We start from the raw sequence: 17,926 nt of genomic DNA on the forward strand, positions 1-17,926 counted from the left end.
AGCCGGCCCCGCTCGTGGGAGCGGGGCTCAGCCCTGTGCGGCTACAGCTTCTCCACCGGCGCGTATCGCAGCAGCAGCCGCTTCGGCTTGGCGTCGCCGAAGTCGATCGTCGCCTCCTCGTTCCCGCCCGCGCCCTTCACCGCGACGACCGTGCCGAGGCCGAACTGGTCGTGGGTTACCCGGTCGCCGACGGCCAGCGAGACCACCGGCTTCTCCGAGGTCCGCCGGGTGGCGAAGCCGGACGCGCCCGACGCCGAGGACCGCGAGCGGGTCGAGGAGAGCGAGGCCGCGACGCCCGACGCGGGCCCGGAGGACACCGGTGCCATCGCCCCGGTCCGCTTCCACTCCAGGTACCCGGCCGGGATCTCCTCCAGGAAGCGCGAGGGCGGGTTGTACGACGGCTGCCCCCAGGCGCTGCGCATCGCCGACCGGGTGAGATACAGCCGCTCCCGCGCGCGCGTGATACCGACGTACGCCAGGCGCCGCTCCTCCTCCAGCTCCTTGATCTGGCCGAGGGCGCGCATGTGCGGGAAGACGCCGTCCTCCATGCCGGTCAGGAAGACAACCGGGAATTCGAGGCCCTTGGCGGTGTGCAGGGTCATCAGGGTGATGACGCCGGAGCCGTCCTCGTCCTCGTCGGGGATCTGGTCGGAGTCGGCGACCAGCGCCACCCGCTCCAGGAAGTCGGACAGCCCGCCCGACGCCTCGCCCTCCCCGGACTCCTGCTCGAACTCCAGTGCCACGGAGGCGAGTTCCTGGAGGTTCTCGATCCGGGTCTCGTCCTGCGGGTCGGTGGAGGCCTGCAACTCGGCGAGGTAGCCGGTGCGTTCGAGGATCGCTTCGAGCACGGTGGCCGGTCCGGCGCCGGACTCCACGACCGTACGCAGGTCCTCCATCAGCGTGTTGAACCGCTTGACCGCGTTGGTCGACCGCGCGGCCATGCCGTACGCCTCGTCGACGCGCTTGAGCGCCTGCGGGAAGCTGATCTTCTCGCGCTGGGCGAGGGCGTCGATCATCGCCTCCGCGCGGTCGCCGATACCACGCTTGGGGACGTTGAGGATCCGGCGCAGCGGGACGGAGTCCTCCGGGTTGGCCAGTACGCGCAGATACGCCAGGACGTCCCGGACCTCCTTGCGCTCGTAGAAGCGGACACCGCCGACGACCTTGTAGGGCAGGCCGACGCGGATGAAGATCTCCTCGAAGACACGGGACTGAGCGTTGGTGCGGTAGAAGACGGCGACATCGCCCGCCTTCGCCTCGCCCGCGTCCGTCAGACGGTCTATCTCGTCGGCGACGAACTGCGCCTCGTCGTGCTCGGTGTCGGCGACATAGCCGGTGATCTGCGCGCCCGCGCCGGCGTTGGTCCACAGGTTCTTCGGGCGGCGGGACTCGTTGCGCTCGATGACCGCGTTGGCGGCGGAGAGGATCGTCTGCGTGGAGCGGTAGTTCTGCTCCAGGAGGATCGTCGTCGCGTTCGGGTAGTCCTCCTCGAACTGGAGGATGTTGCGGATCGTCGCGCCCCGGAAGGCGTAGATCGACTGGTCGGCGTCGCCCACCACGCACAGTTCGGCGGGCTGGAGGTCGTGCTCGCCCGGCGGCACGTCGACGGGGTGCTCGGAGGTGCCGACGAGCTCGCGCACGAGTGCGTACTGGGCGTGGTTGGTGTCCTGGTACTCGTCGACCAGGACATGCCGGAAGCGGCGGCGGTAGTGCTCGGCGACGTCCGGGAAGGCGCGCAGCAGGTTGACCGTCGTCATGATCAGGTCGTCGAAGTCCAGGGCGTTCGCCTCGCGCAGCCGCGACTGGTAGAGGGCGTAGGCCTGGGCGAGGGTCTTCTCGAATCCGTCGCTCGCCTGGGCGGCGAAGTCCTCCTCGTCGATCAGCTCGTTCTTGAGGTTGCTGATCTTGGCGCTGAAGGACTTGGGCGGGAAGTGCTTGGGGTCGAGGTCCAGGTCGCGGCAGACCAGGGCCATCAGGCGCTTGGAGTCGGCTGCGTCGTAGATCGAGAAGGAGGAGGTGAAGCCGAGCTTCTTGCTCTCCCTGCGCAGGATCCGCACGCACGCGCTGTGGAAGGTCATCACCCACATCGCGTTCGCGCGCGGGCCGACGAGGTGCTCGACTCGCTCCTTCATCTCGCCCGCGGCCTTGTTGGTGAAGGTGATCGCGAGGATCTGGCCCGGGTGCACCCTCCGCGCGCCGAGCAGATGCGCGATGCGGTGCGTGAGCACGCGCGTCTTGCCGGAGCCGGCACCGGCCACGATGAGCAGCGGGGAGCCGGCGTGCACGACCGCCGCCCGCTGGTTGTCGTTCAGCCCCTCCAGGAGCGCGGCCGGGTCCAGGGCCGGGCGGGCGGCGCCGTCGCGGTAGTAGGCGTCACGGTCCGGAGGCGCGTCGAACTTCCCGCCGAACAGATCGTCCGGAATCGGCTCCGGTACGTGCTCGTCCTCGGGCGGCGGCGGGGACTCCTCCTCGTGGCCGCGCGGGGGCTGGAGGCTCGCCAGGAAGCTGTCGTCAAAGAGGCTGCTCATCGCTCTCCGAGTCTAGGGCGCCCCACCGACAACCGGTCCCCACCCCGGAAACTCGCCCCGGTCACCCAACAGAATCAACCCCTCACGGTCTGCGATCACACGCCGTGAGCATGCGCGCGCCCACCCACCGGGAGCGCGGGCCACTCGACCGCTCCGGACAAGTCACCCCATACCCCGCTTGATCAACCGATCCGGCCGGGCAGCAACACCAAGGTCACGAAAATGTATCGGGCATATCGCACATCAACCTTCACACAGAGCACACGAGTTGGCTAGCGTGCCGACCAGGCCGTACGACCCCCACCGGCGAACGTCGCCGGGCCGCACGGCCTCCGCCGAGTCCAGGGTGCCACCGCGCACCCGGAGCCGGGGACCCACACCGACCTTGGGGTGAATCGGTCCCGACTTCCCACCGGGAGCGAACCGTAGGGCAACCCTTCCGAACCACCCGCCCGAACCCGACAGCTAACTCGGTAGGCGGAGCATGGAAGGAGTCGCCCCCGTTGGCGTCGCACCGCAAGTCGCGTCCGTCCGCAACGCGCGTAGGCATACGCACCCCCGCTCTGGCCACCGCCGCTCTCACCTCCGTGGCCCTGCTCTCCCAGACGGCCAACGCCGCGCCCTCCGAGGACGGCAAGCCCAGCCTGGAGGAGGTCGAGAAGAAGGTCGACGCCCTCTACCGGCAGGCGGAGTCGGCGACCGAGAAGTACAACGCGGCCAAGGAGAAGACCGGCAGGCAGCGCAAGCAGGTCGACACCCTGCTCGACGACGTCGCCGAGCGGACGGACCGGCTCAACAAGGCGCGTGAGGAACTGGGTTCGTTCGCCGCGGCCCAGTACCGGACCGGGGCCAGTGCGCCCGACACGGCGACCTTCCTGCTCGCGGACAGCCCGCAGGACTACTTCGACCAGACGCAGCTGATGAGCCGGCTGACCTCGCGCCAGAAGGACGCGGTCGACGACTACGCCACACAGCAGTCCGCGACCATGAAGAAGCGGCAGGAGGCCGCCAGGAGCCTGGAGACGCTCACCGAGACCCAGAACGACCTCAAGACCGCCAAGACCACCGTCCAGACGAAGCTGGCCTCCGCGCGGGAGCTGCTGTCGCAGCTGACGGCCCAGGAGAAGGCCCGGCTGGCGGAGATCGCGAAGAGGCAGCAGGCGGAGGCGGCGCTCAAGGCGGCGGAGCTCGCGAAGCAGCAGGCGGCGGCCGCGAAGCAGGAAGGTTCGTCGTCATCGACGCCGTCCTCCGGCGGCTCCGCCTCTTCCTCCGCCTCTTCCTCCTCCGACGCCTCCTATGCGACAAAGGCCACCAAGGCGATCGCCTTCGCCCGCGCGCAGATCGGCAAGCCGTACGTCTGGGGCGCCACCGGCCCCGGCTCCTACGACTGCTCCGGCCTCTCCCAGGCCGCCTGGAAGGCCGCCGGCGTCTCCCTGCCGCGCACCACGTACGACCAGGTGAACGCCGGCACGACGGTCTCCCTCGCCGACGCCCAGCCCGGTGACCTGGTCTTCTACGACGACGTCACCCACGTCGGCATCTACATCGGCAACGGCATGATGATCCACGCCCCGAAGCCCGGCGCGTACGTCCGGGAGGAGTCGATCTACTACGGGGGCGAGTCGATCATCCATAGCGTGGTGCGACCGGCCTGAGGGGGCGTGGGCGCGCTAGAAGGGCGTGCCTGGGCCGCACTGGCTCTGGCCTGCGTGGCCCGAGCGGGGCTGGCCGCGGAGTGCGTCGTACGGCTGCTGGAGGACCGTTCGCGGTGGGTGGCGAAGGCGGCGACGCCGGGCTCACTCACGCCGTGGCGGCGACGGCGGTGGCCGGCCGTGCTGGGGTCCACACTGGCGGCGGCCGCCGACGCGGCGCGACTCGCGCCGCCCTCAGGAGGGCTTCCTGAGGGTCACGTCCACAGCACGGCGATGAAGATGTTCGCCATGGTCAGCAGGCCCACCAGGCCGAAGGCGCCCTTCTCCGCCTTCTCGTCGTCCCGTTTCACATAGACGAGCCCGAGGATCACGATCAGCAGCGCGAGCTTCACGCCGATCTTGATCGTGTTGACGTGGTGGTCGTCGGCCTCGTTGAGGCCGACCAGGATCACACCGGTCGCGAGCATGGTGAACGCGCCGTGCAGCATCCCGGGGACGAACCGGGCCGTGCCCTGACCCATCGCCTTCATCTGGGTGAGGAAGCCGCCGAGGAGCGCGGCAATGCCGATGATGTGCAGGCCGACGAAGAGATGGATGAGTACGTCCATGGCCCCGGAGCCTAATCAGGGCCCCATGGGGCACCGGGCACCGGCCCCTCCCTCGGCGCCCGCCGCTACTCACTTGCACGGCATCGCATTTATGCACCCCATAGCACTCCGTGTCTCCCGCGCGCCCCCGAACCGCCGCTTCGGTCATCCCACCCCGCGAAGCCGACGACTCCGGACCGGAATCCCGGTCACATACCGTCGGGTAACGATCCGGCCACGCCAATTCCGTGCATCGCGTTACCGAGCCGACACACTCCGGCCTAGCGTCCTCCCCCAGGTGACCGACTCCCCACCGCCGCCCGGGCCAGGGGCGGCAGTCGGACACCACCGCCGAGAAAGTCCGGCGGCGGCCCGCTCCCCCTGTGCGGGCCGCCGCCGGACGCCTAATCCGCACCCCTGCGGCCGTATGCGCGCTCCTCCTGGTGTGCGTACGGGCGACACGGCGGTCGTACGAAAGGACGTGACCAGTCCAGGTGGCAGCGCACCGCAAGCCCCGACAGCGCTCCCTCAGCGGCAATACGGCCCGCACGGCCGCCACCCTCGCCCTGGCGGGCGCGGCCACCGCGACGGGCTTCGACGGGACCGGACACGCCGAGCCGCAGCTGACACCGGCGCAGGTGAAGGCCAAGGTGGACCAGCTGTACCAGGAGGCCGAGGCCGCCACGGAGAAGTACGACGGTGCGAGGGAGAAGGTCGACGCGGCCCAGCGGCGGCTCAAGGCGCTGCAGGACGAGACCGCCCGCAAGCAGGAGAAGCTCAACTCCGCGCGGGACGCACTCGGTTCGGCAGCGGCAGCTCAGTACCGCGACGGCGGTATCGATCCGGCGTGGCAACTGGCGCTCTCCAGCGACCCCGACCAATACCTGGACGACGCCGCGTTCGCCGAACGGGCCGGTGCCCGGCAGGCCGGCGCGGTGGCACGGGTGCGTCGGCAACTGCGGGAGATCGAGCAGCTGCGCGGCGCGGCGCACGTCGAGCTGACGTCGCTGCGGTCCCGGCAGGCCGAACTGAAGCGGCAGAAGACCGCCGTCAACGGCAGGCTCGGCGAGGCCCGGCGGCTGCTGGACCGGCTCTCGCCCCAGCAACGGGCGGCGGTCACGGCGGACGGCGCCTCCTCACGCGCCTCCCGCTCGACCTCCGGCGCCCGCGCCACCCTGGCCCCGGGCAGCATCGCCGCCCCCGACTCCCGTGCCGCGGCCGCCGTGGCGTACGCCTACGCCAAGCTCGGCAGCCCCTATGTCTGGGGCGCCACCGGCCCCCATGCCTTCGACTGCTCGGGACTCGCCCAGGCCGCCTACCGCTCCGCCGGCGTCTCCATCCCCCGCACCACCTACGCCCAGGTCAACGCCGGCCGCCGTGTCTCCCGCTCCGAACTCCAGCCGGGCGACCTGGTGTTCTTCTACTCCGGCATCAGTCACGTCGGCATCTACATCGGCAACGGCGAGATGATCCACGCCCCCAACCCGTCGGCGCCGGTACGGATCGCCCCCATCGACGAGATGCCGTTCGCGGGGGCGACACGGGTGGCGTGACAGCTCGTCGGCCTGACGGTGAGGCAGGTATCACGCGCCGTCGTCGATACCTCCGAGCCACAGTCAACGGCCGAGGTCGTCCAGCTCGCTCTTTCCGGATAGACGTCCAGTTGCCTCCCGTCGGGCACGGCGTAACGGTGTGATCGTTGGGACGCCTACGGGATGGTCAGACCAGGCGGCGCGCCGTCGCCCAGCGGGTCAGCTCATGCCGGTTCGACAGCTGCAGCTTCCGCAGCACCGCCGACACATGGGACTCGACCGTCTTGACGGAGATGAACAGCTGCTTGGCGATCTCCTTGTAGGCGTAGCCGCGGGCGATGAGGCGCAGGACCTCGCGCTCGCGCTGGGTGAGGCGGTCGAGGTCCTCGTCCACCGGCGGGGCGTCGGTGGAGGCGAAGGCGTCCAGGACGAACCCGGCCAGCCGCGGGGAGAAGACGGCGTCGCCCTCCTGCACACGGAAGATCGAGTCGACCAGGTCGGTGCCGGTGATCGTCTTGGTGACATAGCCGCGGGCGCCGCCGCGGATCACCCCGATGACGTCCTCGGCCGCGTCCGACACGGAGAGCGCGAGGAAGCGCACCGGCCGGTCGGCGTCCGCCGTCAACGGGGCACACCGGCGCAGCACTTCGACCCCGCCGCCGCCCGGCAGGTGCACGTCCAGGAGGACCACCTCGGGCCGGGTCGCAGTGATCACCGAGACCGCCTGGTCGACGTCGGCGGCCTCGCCGACCACCTCGACGCCGGTCTGTTCGGTCTGTCCGATCTCGGCCTGCACACCGGTACGGAACATCCGGTGGTCGTCGACGAGGACCACGCGCACCCGACGCCCGGCCTTCTCCGTGCCTTCCGCCGGGCCGTTCGCCTCGGTCGCGTCGCTCATGACGTCTTCTCCGCCCTCTCCATCTCCAGTTCGACCTCCGTGCCGCCGCCCGGCACGGACCGCAACCGTGCCGTGCCGCCGTGGCGCTCCATACGGCCGATGATCGATTCTCTGACGCCCATGCGGTCGGCGGGTATCGAGTCGAGGTCGAAGCCAGGACCGCGATCGCGGACGGACACGAAGACCGTCCTGCCCTCGACTTCGGCGTAGACCTGGACGGCGCCGCCCTCGCCACCGTACTTGGCCGCGTTGACCATCGCCTCGCGCGCGGCCTGCATCTGTGCGCCCGTCCGCTCGTCGAGCGGGCAGTCCCCGACCACGACGACCTCGATGGGGACGCCGTGCTTGTCCTCCACCTCCGCCGCGTTGCGCCGGACGGCGTCGGCGAGGGTGGCGGGTTCGTCGGCCTCGTCCTTGCCGGTGCCCTCGGGCTTGTAGAGCCAGGTGCGCAGGTCGCGCTCCTGGGCGCGGGCGAGGCGGCGCACCTCGTTCGCGCTCTCCGCGTTGCGCTGGATCAGGGTGAGGGTGTGCAGCACGGAGTCGTGGACATGGGCGGCGACCTCGGCGCGCTCCTGCGCGCGGATACGCATCAGCCGCTCCTCGGAGAGGTCCTGGGTCATCCGCACGAGATACGGCCCGGCGAGCAGCGTGATGCCGACGAGAACGGCGAGCGATGCCTGGAGCACCGCCCCGATGTGCGCGGCCGAGCCCTGCATGACGAAGACGCCCGAGACCCCTGCGGTGACGAGCAGGACGCCTACGCCAGCGCGCAGCAGCGAGAGCGTACGACGCCGACTGCCGACCTCGACCCAGCGGGCCCGGCGGGCGTTGTCCGCCTGGCGCCAGACCAGCGCTACACCGGCGGCTACCAGGACCGCGGGCAGGAGGTAGGCCTTGGCGGCGCTGGTGAGGTTGACGCTGCCCACGAAAACCATGGACACGACGACCATGAGGAGCAGCGCGACGATCTGGCCTCTGTCGGGCTTACGGGCGATGAGTCTGCGGCGGCCGTCCGCCGAGTTCTCGGTGGTGACCAGGGAGGGCGGTTTCTGGCCGCCGACACCTCCCACACCGAGGGGTACGAAGAACCAGAACGCGGCATACAGCAGCGCGCCGAGGCCGTTGGCCATGAACAGGCCGACGAAGACCAGCCGCACCCACACGACGGGCAGGCCGAGATGCCCCGCAAGGCCCCGCGCCACCCCACCGAGCCAACGGCCGTCGCTGCTGCGGTAGAGCTTGCGCGGCGGCCGCGGGTCGTCGAGGGGCACTGCTGCGGCATCCGGCATGCCACCGATGTTCACACGCCGCGAGTCCCCGAGCATCAGGGTCGGCCCCCGAGACTCCCCTGATCTTCGGATTTCCCCGCGGTGGGCCTGTTGTCCGAGTCGCACGCGCCCTCTGCCCGCGAGTACGCCCGCTCCATTCCGCGGACCCCCCGCTTCTCACCCTCCCGCGCCCTCGTCCCGCAGCACGCGCTGATCCCGCGCCCCACGTCCGCGCCCGCGCCCCGCAGCACACGCCCTTGTCCCGCGCCCCGCGCCCTCATCCCGCGGTCCCGTGTCCTCTATCCCGCAGAACGCGCGTCTTCCCGCAGAGGCCCCCGCTTCCCGCCCTCCCGCGGCAAGTCCCCTCTTTCCGCGGTGAGTCCCCGGGACTTCCCGCGGCGAGCGCCGGAACTTCGGACGGCGAGGGCCAGCCCCGGCCCGGCCTTCGGCAGCGAGTGACCGGAGTCCGAGGCCGAAGCGCGGCCTCCGGCGGCGAGTGACCCCGAGGCCGAGGTCAAAGCACGGCCTCCCGCGTCGAATGACCGGAACCCGAGACCAAAGCACGCCCTCCGACGGCGAATGCCCCGAACCCGAGACCAAAGAACGGCCTCCGGCGCCGAGTGACCGGAGTCCAAGGCCAACGCGCGGTTCGAATGCTTCCCGGCCCGGTCTCCGGGCCGATTTCAGGGTTCGGCCAGGGTCATCCCGACTGCCGTTGCGGCGGCTCGGCCGTCACCATTGACTCATGACTGATCACGAGCACGCCGCGACGGGTCCGGGACCCGGCCCCGGCCCGCGGCCCGCCCCGGGCCCCGGGCCGTCGGATGCCGCGCCCGCCGCGACGGGGGCCGACGCCACCGGCGCCGGCGCGGAAGCGGCCGCCGAGGCGCTCCCCCGGTTCCGGCGCGACCGCCGGCACAAGATGATCGCGGGCGTGTGCGCGGGGCTCGGGCGTCACACCGACCTGGACCCGGTGATCTTCCGCATCACCCTGGCCGTGCTGGCCGCGACCGGCGGCATCGGTCTCCTCTTCTACGGCTTCGCCTGGCTCTTCGTACCGTACGAGGAAGAGGAGGAGAACGAGGTCCGCAAGCTGCTGACCGGCCGGGTCGACGGGCAGGCCTTGGCGGCCGTGCTGTTCGCGCTGGTCGGCTGCGGAGTGCTGCTGACGATGATCAGGAACGGCGGGGTGCTGGCGTTCGCCGTCGTCCTCTCCGTTCTGCTGGCGGGCGCCGGGTACTGGTCGCGGCGGCGGGGCGCCCCCGACCCCGATCCGCTGGCCGCGCAGGCCGTCGCCGACGCCCCTCCCGAGGCCCAGGCACCGCCGATTTCGATCACCTACCCCTCGTGGTGGCGCGACCCGATCGTCAAGGACGGCACGCACGTCGGGGGCACCGGCTATCTGTGGGGCCCTGCCGACGCCCGCGGCCGGGACGTCCCGGGACTCGACTTCCGTCTGAGTACCCCGTGGGTCCACGGCCAGGACATACGCGCCCGGCAGAGCACGCCGCCGAGGCCGCGCGGACCGCGCTGGATCGGCGGCTGGATGTTCCTGTTCGCCCTGCTGGCGGGTGGCCTGGGCTCGGGCCTGACGTGGGACACGCACCCGCTGGGTACCAGCCTCCAGGCCGGCCTGGCGGGCGCGCTGATCGTGTTCGGCCTGGGTACGGCGGTCAGCTCGTTCCTGGGACACACGGGGGCCGGCTCACTGTTTCTGGCGCTCGTCACGGCGGCCCTGCTCGCCGCGGCGACGGCTCTGCCGTCCGACATCAGCACCCACTGGACGCGCGCGTCCTGGACCCCGGCGACGGCGGCCCAGGTGCAGTCGGGGTACGACCTGGGTACGGGCGTCGCCACCCTGGACCTGAGGCACATACGCATCGCCAAGGGGCAGACGGTGTCGACGGCCGCCGAGGTGGGGGCGGGCCGGCTGGAGATCGTCGTGCCGGCGGACGTGACCGTGCGGATGAGTATCGACGTGGGGGTGGGCGACATCCAGTTGCCCGGTGACAACAAGAAGGACGTGGACGTGGAGCCGGGCAGGCACAAGGACGTGACGCTGCCGCCGACGAGCGGCGCGAAGAACACGGGCACGCTCGACCTGGATCTCCAGGTCCGCGCGGGACAGGTGGAGGTAAGTCGTGCTGCGGCATGAGTTCCAGCCCGGACGGCTGGTGGTGGGCGTCTTCCTGACGGCGGCGGGAATCTCCTACGCCGGTGACGCGGGCGGCTGGTGGGACACCGAGTGGTTCGCGGTCATCCCGCTGATGGTGGTCGGCCTCTTCCTGGCGGGCGTGACCGCGACCCTGACCCGGGCGATACGCAGGCGCCGCCGCGCATCGGGAAGCTAGAGCAGAGCAGAGAGGGGAGCTAGCGCAGACCTCCGGACCGGTGTCGCCGTCGGGCACGCCACATCGCGTCCAGGGAGAGGTAGGGGGCGCCGGCGAGGACCAGGGGCAGCCAGGCCATCAGGTAGGCGAGGTCGTTGCCGAAGTAGTACGGGGACGTGGCCCAGCTCACGGTCAGCCAGAAGCTGAGCGAGATCAGCGCGCCGCCGAGGGCGGCCAGGCGGGCCAGCAGGCCGAAGAGGGTGCCGAGACCGACGGCGAGCTCGCCGATGGCGATGGCGGTGCCGAAACCGACGGGGTTCTTCAGGGCCAGGTCGACCAGGGCCGGGATCGCTGCGGAGTCGCGGACCGCGCGCATGGTGTCACCGATCGAACCGGAGCCGCCGGACTTCAGGAAGGCGCTGTCGGTCAGTTTGTCCAGGCCGGCGTAGATGTAGGTGACACCGAGAAAGATCCGCAACGGAAGGAGGGCATATCGGGAGGTGGTGTCCCGCAGACCGCGAGCGCCATCGAGATAAGGGGAGTGCGTGTCCGTACGAATGCCGTGAGTCATCGCCAGTAGCCGCCTCTCGCCGCTGTACCCAGGCCCCTCAACAGACGATACGTACGACAACCGCGACCCGCTCAATCCTCCTCCGGAGGTTTTTCCGAATTTCGGCCGGTCTTGGTCACCCGACCGCGGGCTCTCCCGCCTCCTCAGGTCCCCTTACTCGGTCACCTCGACCACGCACCGGTTCGTGGCCGCCCCGGCCGCTGTCACCACCTGGATCTCCACCCAGCCGGGTTCCACCTCGGCGGGTACGGGGACGGTGAGGACGTTGTCCGTGGGGTTGCTGAAGCCGCCGGTGACGGGGACCAGGGGCACGTGGACGTTGACCGCGCCGACGCGGACGACCATGCGGGAGAGGCGGTCGGCGCTCTGGGCGCCGGGCGGGACGAAGCCGGTGCCGCGGATCTCGATGTCGTCGCCCGTGCGGATGGGGGCGTCCAGGTCACCGGCCTCGCGGGCGCGGACGACGGAGAGGATGACCGGGCGGCCGCCCTCGGCGTACTTGCCGGCGAGGTAGGTCGCGGCGGAGATCAGGACCACCGTCGCGAGACCCCAGGGGAGGTCGGGGAGCTGGTCGGGGCGGCGGGCGAGGCGTACGGCGGCGAAGACGAGGGCGACGGCGCTGATCAGGACGTACTGGATGTCGGCGAAGGTGCCCCGGCCGGAGTCGTCGGTGAGCAGGTCGGCCGCGCGGGGGCGGTCGGCGCGCAACTTCTGCAGGCGCTGGCCGAGAATGCGCAGGCCGACCACCCGGCGCACCAGGACAGCGATGCCGCAGACCACGGCGAGGACGGTCACCACACCGGCGCCGCGGCCGAGATCGAGGCCGGAGATGAGGGCGTCCCGGTCGGCGGGAGAGGAGGCGGCGGCCAGGCGGCCGGCCAGGACGAGCACGGCGTAGGCGACGAAGAGGACCCAGGAGGCGGCCACGGTGCGGGAGGTGGACATGCGGTTGTCCTCGCCGATCACGGGGGCGAGCACTCCGCCGCGCGAGCGGTGGAACCAGGAGGCGGCGGTCAGCGCCAGGGCCACGACCACGGCGGCGACCAGTCCGGCGGTGCGGGCGCCGGTCCAGCCCGCGCCGATCGCGGTGAGGGACTGGGCGAGGAGGAGGATCACCACGGTTGCCCAGACCGTGTACGCGGTGCGCAGCCAGAGGCGGGCGAGCCAGGCCTCGCCCTCGGCGCGGCCGCGTACGGCGACCACGTCGGCTGACTGGGTGAGTTCCTCGGAGACCCACTGTCGGGAGGCGGAGGCGGAGTGGGCCACCGCCGCGGGCAGCCCCTGCCCGGCCGCGAACTCGTCCCGTTTGAGGAGGAATTCGGCGACCGCCCGCCGGTGCCCCTCGCGTGCTCCGTGCGGACAGTCCCCGCACGCGCAGCCGCCCCTGTGGACACCCGAACCGGCGTCCTGCCTCGCCTCCTGCACCGCCACGCCCGACGCCCGCCTTCCCCACGCCCGGGGCACGACGCGCAGGGCCCTCCCCGGGGCCGGACGACGCCGTGCAACTCCCTTGTGTCGAGAGCGAATTGTGCCCTACGCCACGGTGTTCGCGTTCAGCAGGTTGGTCACGACGGGTGAAGGTACGGCCGACAGATTGACCCGGCTGCGAGAATTCCCCCATGGCCGAGATCATCCAGCGGGACGGGACCTGGGCCTTCGACGGCAGCACGGTCCGGATCACGCCGGGACGCCACCGCTCCGTACCGCTGTTCCGGCAGACGTACGGGGAGATCGCCGTACCCCTGGAGGCGGTGTCGGGGGTGGTGTACGAGCCGGAGCGCAAACGGGGGCGGCTGCGGATGCGGCTGCGCGAGGGCGCGGATCCGTTGCTGCAGGCGACGGGCGGGCGGCTGCCGGAGGCGGCGGATCCGTATCGGCTGACGGTGGACGCGGACCGTTCCGGGGTGGCGGAGTACGTCGTGGCGGAGATCCGGCAGTCGCTGCTGCTGGACCAGATCCCCACGGAGCCGACGAAGGCGTACCTGCTGCCGGGGCCGCCGGTGCCGGTGTCGGTGCGGTCCTCGGACGGCACGGTGTCGTTCGACGGTACGCAGGTGCGGATCGACTGGGCGGACATCTCCGACCGGGTCAAGCGGGCGACCGGGCCGCGGATCATCGGCATCGGCGATCTGGTGCAGGTGGAGTGGCTGCCCAACTCGGGCTACGAGGACGGGTTTCTGCGGTTCGTGACCCGGGAGACGGTGTTCTCGAAGCTGCCGGCGGAGCGGGACCCCTACGCGCTGGACCTGTGGGGCAGTGCCCGCCGCGATCTGCTGACGGCGCTGGTCGCGGCGGCGGTCACGGCCCGGCTGCCGCATCCTTCGACCCGCGCGGGCGCGGAGTACGCCGACCGGGACCGGCCCCCGGCGGCCGTACCGCGTCAGTCGGCCGACCATCACGACATACTGCTGCGCAGGCTGCGGGAGTTGGGCGAGCTGCACCGGGACGGGGTGCTCACGGACGAGGAGTTCGCGATGACGAAGGCGGCCGTGCTCAGGAGTTTCTGAGGCTTCTAGCTCAGCAGGTCAGGTTCGGCGCGGCTGATGTCCTGCCACAGGGGCTGGTAGTTGATCCAGGCCACCAGGTCGCCGCCGAGCTGTTCGCGGGTGGCGACGGCCATCTTGTGGTCGATGAGCAGCGGCCGGCCGGCCGCCTTCGCGGTCAGCTGGACCTGCGCGGACCGCTCCATGGACAGGAACCACCAGGCGGCCGCGTCCACCGAGTCGCCGACGGTCAGCAGCCCGTGGTTGCGCAGGACCAGTGCCTTGCGGGAGCCGAGGGCGCCGGCGATCCGGCGGCCCTCCTCGGCGTCGACGGCGACACCGGTGTAGGCGTCGTAGAGGGCGTGGTCCTCGTAGAAGGCGCAGCTCTCCTGGCTGATCGGGTCGAGCAGGTCGCCGAGGGCGGACAGGGCGCGGCCGTGCACGGAGTGGCAGTGGGCGACGGCGACGACGTCCGGGCGGGCCGCGTGCACCTGGGCGTGGACGGTGAAGGCGGCCTGGTTGACGTGGTAGCGGCCCTCGATCACCTGGCCGTCCTGGTTGGCCAGGACGAGGTCGCTGACGGTGACGTGCTTGAACGGCATGCCGAACGGGTTGACCCAGAAGCAGTTCGCGTACTCGGGGTCGCGGGCGGTGATGTGCCCGGACACCCCGTCCTCGAATCCGGCCCGGCCGAAGATCCGCAGCGCGCCCGCGAGCCGTTCCTTGCGATGCCGGCGCTCGTCGTCGAGCGAGTCGTGCATCGGCGGCATCGCGAACCGGAGCTGATCGGTGGGCAGCGGCAGGGGCGGAGTCGGCCCGTGCATAGGTCCTCCAGCACTGGGTTTGTGTTACGGGCGGAAGTTACCGTCGGTCAGCGCAGGAAAACAGAGCTGTTCTGTAAAGATGACGCGCGCGAGCAAATCACGACAGAAGATGTCGGGTATTGGCAGCACACTTGCTGGTATGACACGCACAGCTCCTACGGGTGGAACAGCCGGTGCCGACTGGGCGGACTTCGCCGTCGCCGCGCCCGACCTGGCGCGGACCGTCGAGGAACGCTTCGCCGCGCACCGCCACCACGTCCTGGCCACCCTCCGCAAGGACGGCTCCCCCCGCACCTCGGGCCTGGAGGTCCGGTTCCTGGACGGCGGGCTCTGGCTCGGCATGATGCCGGGCTCGGTGAAGGCGCTCGACCTGCTGCGCGACCCGCGGTTCGCGCTCCAGGCCAATCCGGGGGACGGCACCGACATGGGCGGCGGGGACGTACGGCTCGCCGGACGGGCGTACGAGGTCGTGGACACGGCGGTGAAGGGGGCATACAGGCAAGAGGTGGAACCGCCGGAGCCGTTCCACCTCTTCCGTACCGAGCTGACGGAGGTCGTACGGACCCACGTCGAGGACGACACCTATCTGGTCGTCGAGTTCTGGCAGCCCGGTGAACCCCTGCGCACCGTCAGGCGCAGATAGGGCCTACTCGCCTACTCCCACTCGATCGTGCCCGGGGGCTTCGAGGTGACGTCGAGGACGACCCGGTTGACGTCACGGACCTCGTTGGTGATCCGGGTGGAGATCTTCGCGAGGACGTCGTACGGCAGGCGCGACCAGTCGGCCGTCATGGCGTCCTCGGAGGAGACCGGACGCAGCACGATCGGGTGACCGTAGGTGCGGCCGTCGCCCTGGACGCCGACCGAGCGGACGTCCGCGAGCAGGACCACCGGGCACTGCCAGATGTCGCGGTCGAGGCCGGCCGCGGTCAGCTCCTCGCGGGCGATCGCGTCGGCCTCGCGGAGCAGGTCGAGCCGCTCCTTGGTCACCTCGCCGACGATCCGGATACCGAGGCCGGGGCCGGGGAACGGCTGACGCTGGACGATCTCCTCCGGCAGGCCGAGCTCCTGGCCGACCATCCGGACCTCGTCCTTGAACAGCTTGCGCAGCGGCTCGACGAGCTTGAACTCCAGGTCTTCGGGGAGGCCGCCGACGTTGTGGTGGGACTTGATGTTCGCGGTGCCGGTGCCGCCGCCGGACTCGACGACGTCCGGGTAGAGCGTGCCCTGCACCAGGAACGCGACCTCGGGACCCTCGTCCGCGATGATCTCGGCCTGCGCCTGCTCGAAGACCCGGATGAACTCACGGCCGATGATCTTCCGCTTCTGCTCCGGGTCGGAGACGCCGGCGAGGGCCTTCAGGAAGCGCTCCTCCGCGTCCACGACCTTGAGCTGGACGCCGGTCGCGGCCACGAAGTCCTTCTCGACCTGCTCGGTCTCGCCCTTGCGCATCAGGCCGTGGTCGACGTACACGCAGGTCAGCTGGGAGCCGATGGCCTTCTGGACGAGGGCTGCGGCCACCGCGGAGTCGACGCCGCCGGACAGACCGCAGATGGCTCGCTTGTCGCCGACCAGCTCGCGGATCGCGGTGACCTGCTCCTCGATGACGTTGCCGGTGGTCCAGTTCGGCTGCAGGCCCGCGCCCCGGTACAGGAAGTGCTCCAGGACCTGCTGGCCGTGCGTGGAGTGCATGACCTCGGGGTGGTACTGGACGCCGTAGAGCTTCTTCTCGTCGTTCTCGAAGGCGGCGACCGGGACGACGTCCGTGGACGCGGTGACGGCGAAGCCCTCGGGGGCGGCGGAGCAGGCGTCACCGTGCGACATCCACACGTGCTGCTCGGCCGGGGTGCCCTCGAAGAGGGTGGAGGCCGGCTTGGCGACATGCAGGTCGGTACGGCCGTACTCACGGGCGCCGGTGTTGTCCACCGTGCCGCCGAGGGACTGTGCCATCAGCTGGAAGCCGTAGCACATGCCGAAGACGGGGACGCCGGCCTCGAAGAGCGCGCGGTCCAGGCGGGGGGCGCCCTCCTCGTACACGGACGAGGGGCCGCCGGAGAGGATGATCGCCGCCGGGTTCTTGGCGAGGATCTCGGCGACCGGCATGGTGCTGGGCACGATCTCGCTGTAGACCCGGGCCTCGCGGACGCGACGGGCGATGAGCTGGGCGTACTGCGCGCCGAAGTCGACGACCAGGACGGTGTCGGGGGTGGCGGCAGCGGGAGTCGCTGATGACACGGGGTGCCTTCCGGCGGTGGGGCAGGGGTCTGTGGTTACCGATTCTAACGGGGCGGGCGCGGGACGCCCCGACGAGGTGATGTGGCATACTCGCCCCATGCTCACGCAGACGACCTTCTTCTTTACCTATGGCACCCGGTCCGCCGGCTGCCATGGTCGTGCCGCTTGAGCAACTGACAAGCGACTTCCCCAGGCGCCCCGGGCCGACAAGGTCCGGGGCGCCTGGTGTTTCTCCGGATCGTGCCGGTCCGGGGCCTCCCGCCTTCCGAGAACGAGGAGCCCCGACATGACCGTCAGCCCCGCCGAGAGGACCGGCGCCCGTACCGCCGAGGCCGCCGACGTGATCACCGGTGCGCGGGAGCGCATCGACACGCTCGACGACCGGATCATCGGCCTGATCCAGGAACGGATGGCGGTCTCGGCCGTCATCCAGGAGGCCCGGATCACCTCCGGCGGCCGCCGGGTGAACCTGTCCCGGGAGATGGAGGTCCTCGGCCACTACAGCCAGGCGCTCGGCAGGCCGGGCACCTCCCTCGCCATGACCCTCCTCGAACTGTGCCGCGGCCGGATCTGAGTCGGGTGGACCTGAGTCGGGTGGACCTGAGTCGGGTGGACCTGAGTTCGGGGCCTTCTCACCCGTACGGCGCGTGACCGGCACGCGAACGGCTTCGTTGGACGGGGTGTCCGTGTCAGCCAGGGGCGGGCCCGAAAGAACCACGCGTGGCTCACTGGGGCGATGAGACGTACGGATCGTGCTGTGCGTCGTGGGACCTCGCTCCAGTCACGTGACCGGACGGCAGGGGACAGCAGCCCGGTCACACCAGAGACGGTCGGCTCCGGGGACGCCCGGGGCCGACCGGCGGAAAACTGCAAAAATGCACAAGGGCTGGGTCAAACGGTTGCGGAGGCCTCGTGCATCCAGCACGATGCCTAGAAGGCTCCCATGGCCTTCTCAGCTCCCAAGTCCCGGTTCAGGCAACGGAATTGCCGTGTGCCGACCGTCCGTCAAAGGTCG

15 protein-coding genes and 1 riboswitch are annotated in these 17,926 nt (G+C 70.9%); of the genes, 7 read left to right on the plus strand and 8 right to left on the minus strand.

Translation table 11 applies throughout. The features are described from left to right. Nucleotides 1-41: 41 nt before the first annotated feature. Nucleotides 42-2,528: a DNA helicase PcrA gene (gene pcrA, locus ACZ7OO_RS02855; RefSeq protein ID WP_471500821.1), complete on the minus strand. Its 2,487-nt coding sequence runs from the start codon at nucleotides 2,526-2,528 to the stop codon at nucleotides 42-44. 323 nt (nucleotides 2,529-2,851) lie between these two features. Next, nucleotides 2,852-3,023, plus strand: a riboswitch (cyclic di-AMP (ydaO/yuaA leader). A gap of 8 nt (nucleotides 3,024-3,031) precedes the next feature. On the opposite strand from pcrA, the gene ACZ7OO_RS02860 reads away from it, so the two are divergent. Beyond that, nucleotides 3,032-4,183, plus strand: a complete 1,152-nt coding sequence (locus ACZ7OO_RS02860) for a C40 family peptidase (protein WP_471500823.1) — start codon at nucleotides 3,032-3,034, stop codon at nucleotides 4,181-4,183. Between the two features lie 251 nt (nucleotides 4,184-4,434). On the opposite strand, the gene ACZ7OO_RS02865 is transcribed toward ACZ7OO_RS02860, so the two are convergent. Beyond that, complete coding sequence (locus ACZ7OO_RS02865) at nucleotides 4,435-4,788, minus strand: hypothetical protein (protein WP_471500825.1); 354 nt, start codon at nucleotides 4,786-4,788, stop codon at nucleotides 4,435-4,437. Nucleotides 4,789-5,261: 473 nt separating this feature from the next. Between ACZ7OO_RS02865 and ACZ7OO_RS02870 the strand changes: the two genes are divergently transcribed. Beyond that, on the plus strand, nucleotides 5,262-6,320 hold the full coding sequence (locus ACZ7OO_RS02870; protein ID WP_471500827.1) for a C40 family peptidase: 1,059 nt from the start codon (nucleotides 5,262-5,264) through the stop codon (nucleotides 6,318-6,320). 166 nt (nucleotides 6,321-6,486) lie between these two features. Here the strand turns inward: ACZ7OO_RS02870 and ACZ7OO_RS02875 are convergent, their stop codons facing one another. Continuing rightward, nucleotides 6,487-7,200 carry a LuxR C-terminal-related transcriptional regulator gene (locus ACZ7OO_RS02875; protein WP_471500829.1) on the minus strand — a complete coding sequence of 238 codons (714 nt, stop codon included), beginning with the start codon at nucleotides 7,198-7,200 and terminating at the stop codon, nucleotides 6,487-6,489. After that, nucleotides 7,197-8,489 carry an ATP-binding protein gene (locus ACZ7OO_RS02880; protein WP_471500831.1) on the minus strand — a complete coding sequence of 431 codons (1,293 nt, stop codon included), beginning with the start codon at nucleotides 8,487-8,489 and terminating at the stop codon, nucleotides 7,197-7,199. The genes ACZ7OO_RS02875 and ACZ7OO_RS02880 overlap by 4 nt, the downstream gene beginning before the upstream one ends. 724 nt (nucleotides 8,490-9,213) lie before the next feature. Here ACZ7OO_RS02880 and ACZ7OO_RS02885 point away from each other — a divergent pair. Both ACZ7OO_RS02885 and ACZ7OO_RS02890 read left to right on the plus strand, forming a co-directional pair. After that, nucleotides 9,214-10,623, plus strand: coding sequence for a PspC domain-containing protein (locus ACZ7OO_RS02885; protein WP_471500833.1), 1,410 nt, complete (start codon nucleotides 9,214-9,216; stop codon nucleotides 10,621-10,623). Continuing rightward, a complete protein-coding gene (locus ACZ7OO_RS02890; RefSeq protein ID WP_471500835.1) occupies nucleotides 10,610-10,819 on the plus strand; it encodes a hypothetical protein in 210 nt (69 codons plus the stop codon). Before ACZ7OO_RS02885 ends, ACZ7OO_RS02890 begins: the two co-directional genes overlap by 14 nt. Before the next feature lie 19 nt (nucleotides 10,820-10,838). Here the strand turns inward: ACZ7OO_RS02890 and ACZ7OO_RS02895 are convergent, their stop codons facing one another. Both ACZ7OO_RS02895 and ACZ7OO_RS02900 read right to left on the minus strand, forming a co-directional pair. Next, complete coding sequence (locus ACZ7OO_RS02895; protein ID WP_471500837.1) at nucleotides 10,839-11,369, minus strand: DoxX family protein; 531 nt, start codon at nucleotides 11,367-11,369, stop codon at nucleotides 10,839-10,841. A gap of 153 nt (nucleotides 11,370-11,522) precedes the next feature. Further along, nucleotides 11,523-12,800, minus strand: coding sequence for a hypothetical protein (locus ACZ7OO_RS02900; RefSeq protein WP_471500839.1), 1,278 nt, complete (start codon nucleotides 12,798-12,800; stop codon nucleotides 11,523-11,525). A 188-nt stretch (nucleotides 12,801-12,988) separates the two neighbouring features. Between ACZ7OO_RS02900 and ACZ7OO_RS02905 the strand changes: the two genes are divergently transcribed. Continuing rightward, a complete protein-coding gene (locus ACZ7OO_RS02905) occupies nucleotides 12,989-13,876 on the plus strand; it encodes a DUF4429 domain-containing protein (protein ID WP_471500841.1) in 888 nt (295 codons plus the stop codon). A 5-nt stretch (nucleotides 13,877-13,881) separates the two neighbouring features. On the opposite strand, the gene ACZ7OO_RS02910 is transcribed toward ACZ7OO_RS02905, so the two are convergent. Further along, a complete protein-coding gene (locus tag ACZ7OO_RS02910) occupies nucleotides 13,882-14,676 on the minus strand; it encodes a class II aldolase/adducin family protein (protein WP_471500843.1) in 795 nt (264 codons plus the stop codon). Between the two features lie 139 nt (nucleotides 14,677-14,815). Here ACZ7OO_RS02910 and ACZ7OO_RS02915 point away from each other — a divergent pair, with 139 nt between their 5' ends. Beyond that, nucleotides 14,816-15,319 carry a pyridoxamine 5'-phosphate oxidase family protein gene (locus ACZ7OO_RS02915; RefSeq protein WP_471500845.1) on the plus strand — a complete coding sequence of 168 codons (504 nt, stop codon included), beginning with the start codon at nucleotides 14,816-14,818 and terminating at the stop codon, nucleotides 15,317-15,319. A gap of 11 nt (nucleotides 15,320-15,330) precedes the next feature. On the opposite strand, the gene guaA is transcribed toward ACZ7OO_RS02915, so the two are convergent. Continuing rightward, the gene (gene guaA / locus ACZ7OO_RS02920) at nucleotides 15,331-16,911 is read right to left on the minus strand and encodes a glutamine-hydrolyzing GMP synthase (RefSeq protein WP_471500847.1); all 1,581 of its coding nucleotides are present in this window, start codon (nucleotides 16,909-16,911) and stop codon (nucleotides 15,331-15,333) included. A gap of 286 nt (nucleotides 16,912-17,197) precedes the next feature. Between guaA and ACZ7OO_RS02925 the strand changes: the two genes are divergently transcribed. Beyond that, the gene (locus tag ACZ7OO_RS02925; protein ID WP_471500849.1) at nucleotides 17,198-17,485 is read left to right on the plus strand and encodes a chorismate mutase; all 288 of its coding nucleotides are present in this window, start codon (nucleotides 17,198-17,200) and stop codon (nucleotides 17,483-17,485) included. Nucleotides 17,486-17,926 lie beyond the last annotated feature (441 nt).

The sequence above is a fragment of the Streptomyces sp. NPDC111744 genome (assembly GCF_055634995.1).

Bases quoted from the DNA above. Each gene is read 5' to 3' on its own strand.
- ACZ7OO_RS02880 (WP_471500831.1), bottom strand. From the start codon at position 8,489: ATGCCGGATGCCGCAGCAGTGCCCCTCGACGACCCGCGGCCGCCGCGC.
- ACZ7OO_RS02915 (WP_471500845.1), top strand. From the start codon at position 14,816: ATGACACGCACAGCTCCTACGGGTGGAACAGCCGGTGCCGACTGGGCG.
- ACZ7OO_RS02925 (WP_471500849.1), top strand. From the start codon at position 17,198: ATGACCGTCAGCCCCGCCGAGAGGACCGGCGCCCGTACCGCCGAGGCC.
- ACZ7OO_RS02905 (WP_471500841.1), top strand. From the start codon at position 12,989: ATGGCCGAGATCATCCAGCGGGACGGGACCTGGGCCTTCGACGGCAGC.
- ACZ7OO_RS02895 (WP_471500837.1), bottom strand. From the start codon at position 11,369: ATGACTCACGGCATTCGTACGGACACGCACTCCCCTTATCTCGATGGC.
- ACZ7OO_RS02910 (WP_471500843.1), bottom strand. From the start codon at position 14,676: ATGCACGGGCCGACTCCGCCCCTGCCGCTGCCCACCGATCAGCTCCGG.
- ACZ7OO_RS02865 (WP_471500825.1), bottom strand. From the start codon at position 4,788: ATGGACGTACTCATCCATCTCTTCGTCGGCCTGCACATCATCGGCATT.
- ACZ7OO_RS02875 (WP_471500829.1), bottom strand. From the start codon at position 7,200: ATGAGCGACGCGACCGAGGCGAACGGCCCGGCGGAAGGCACGGAGAAG.
- pcrA (WP_471500821.1), bottom strand. From the start codon at position 2,528: ATGAGCAGCCTCTTTGACGACAGCTTCCTGGCGAGCCTCCAGCCCCCG.
- ACZ7OO_RS02885 (WP_471500833.1), top strand. From the start codon at position 9,214: ATGACTGATCACGAGCACGCCGCGACGGGTCCGGGACCCGGCCCCGGC.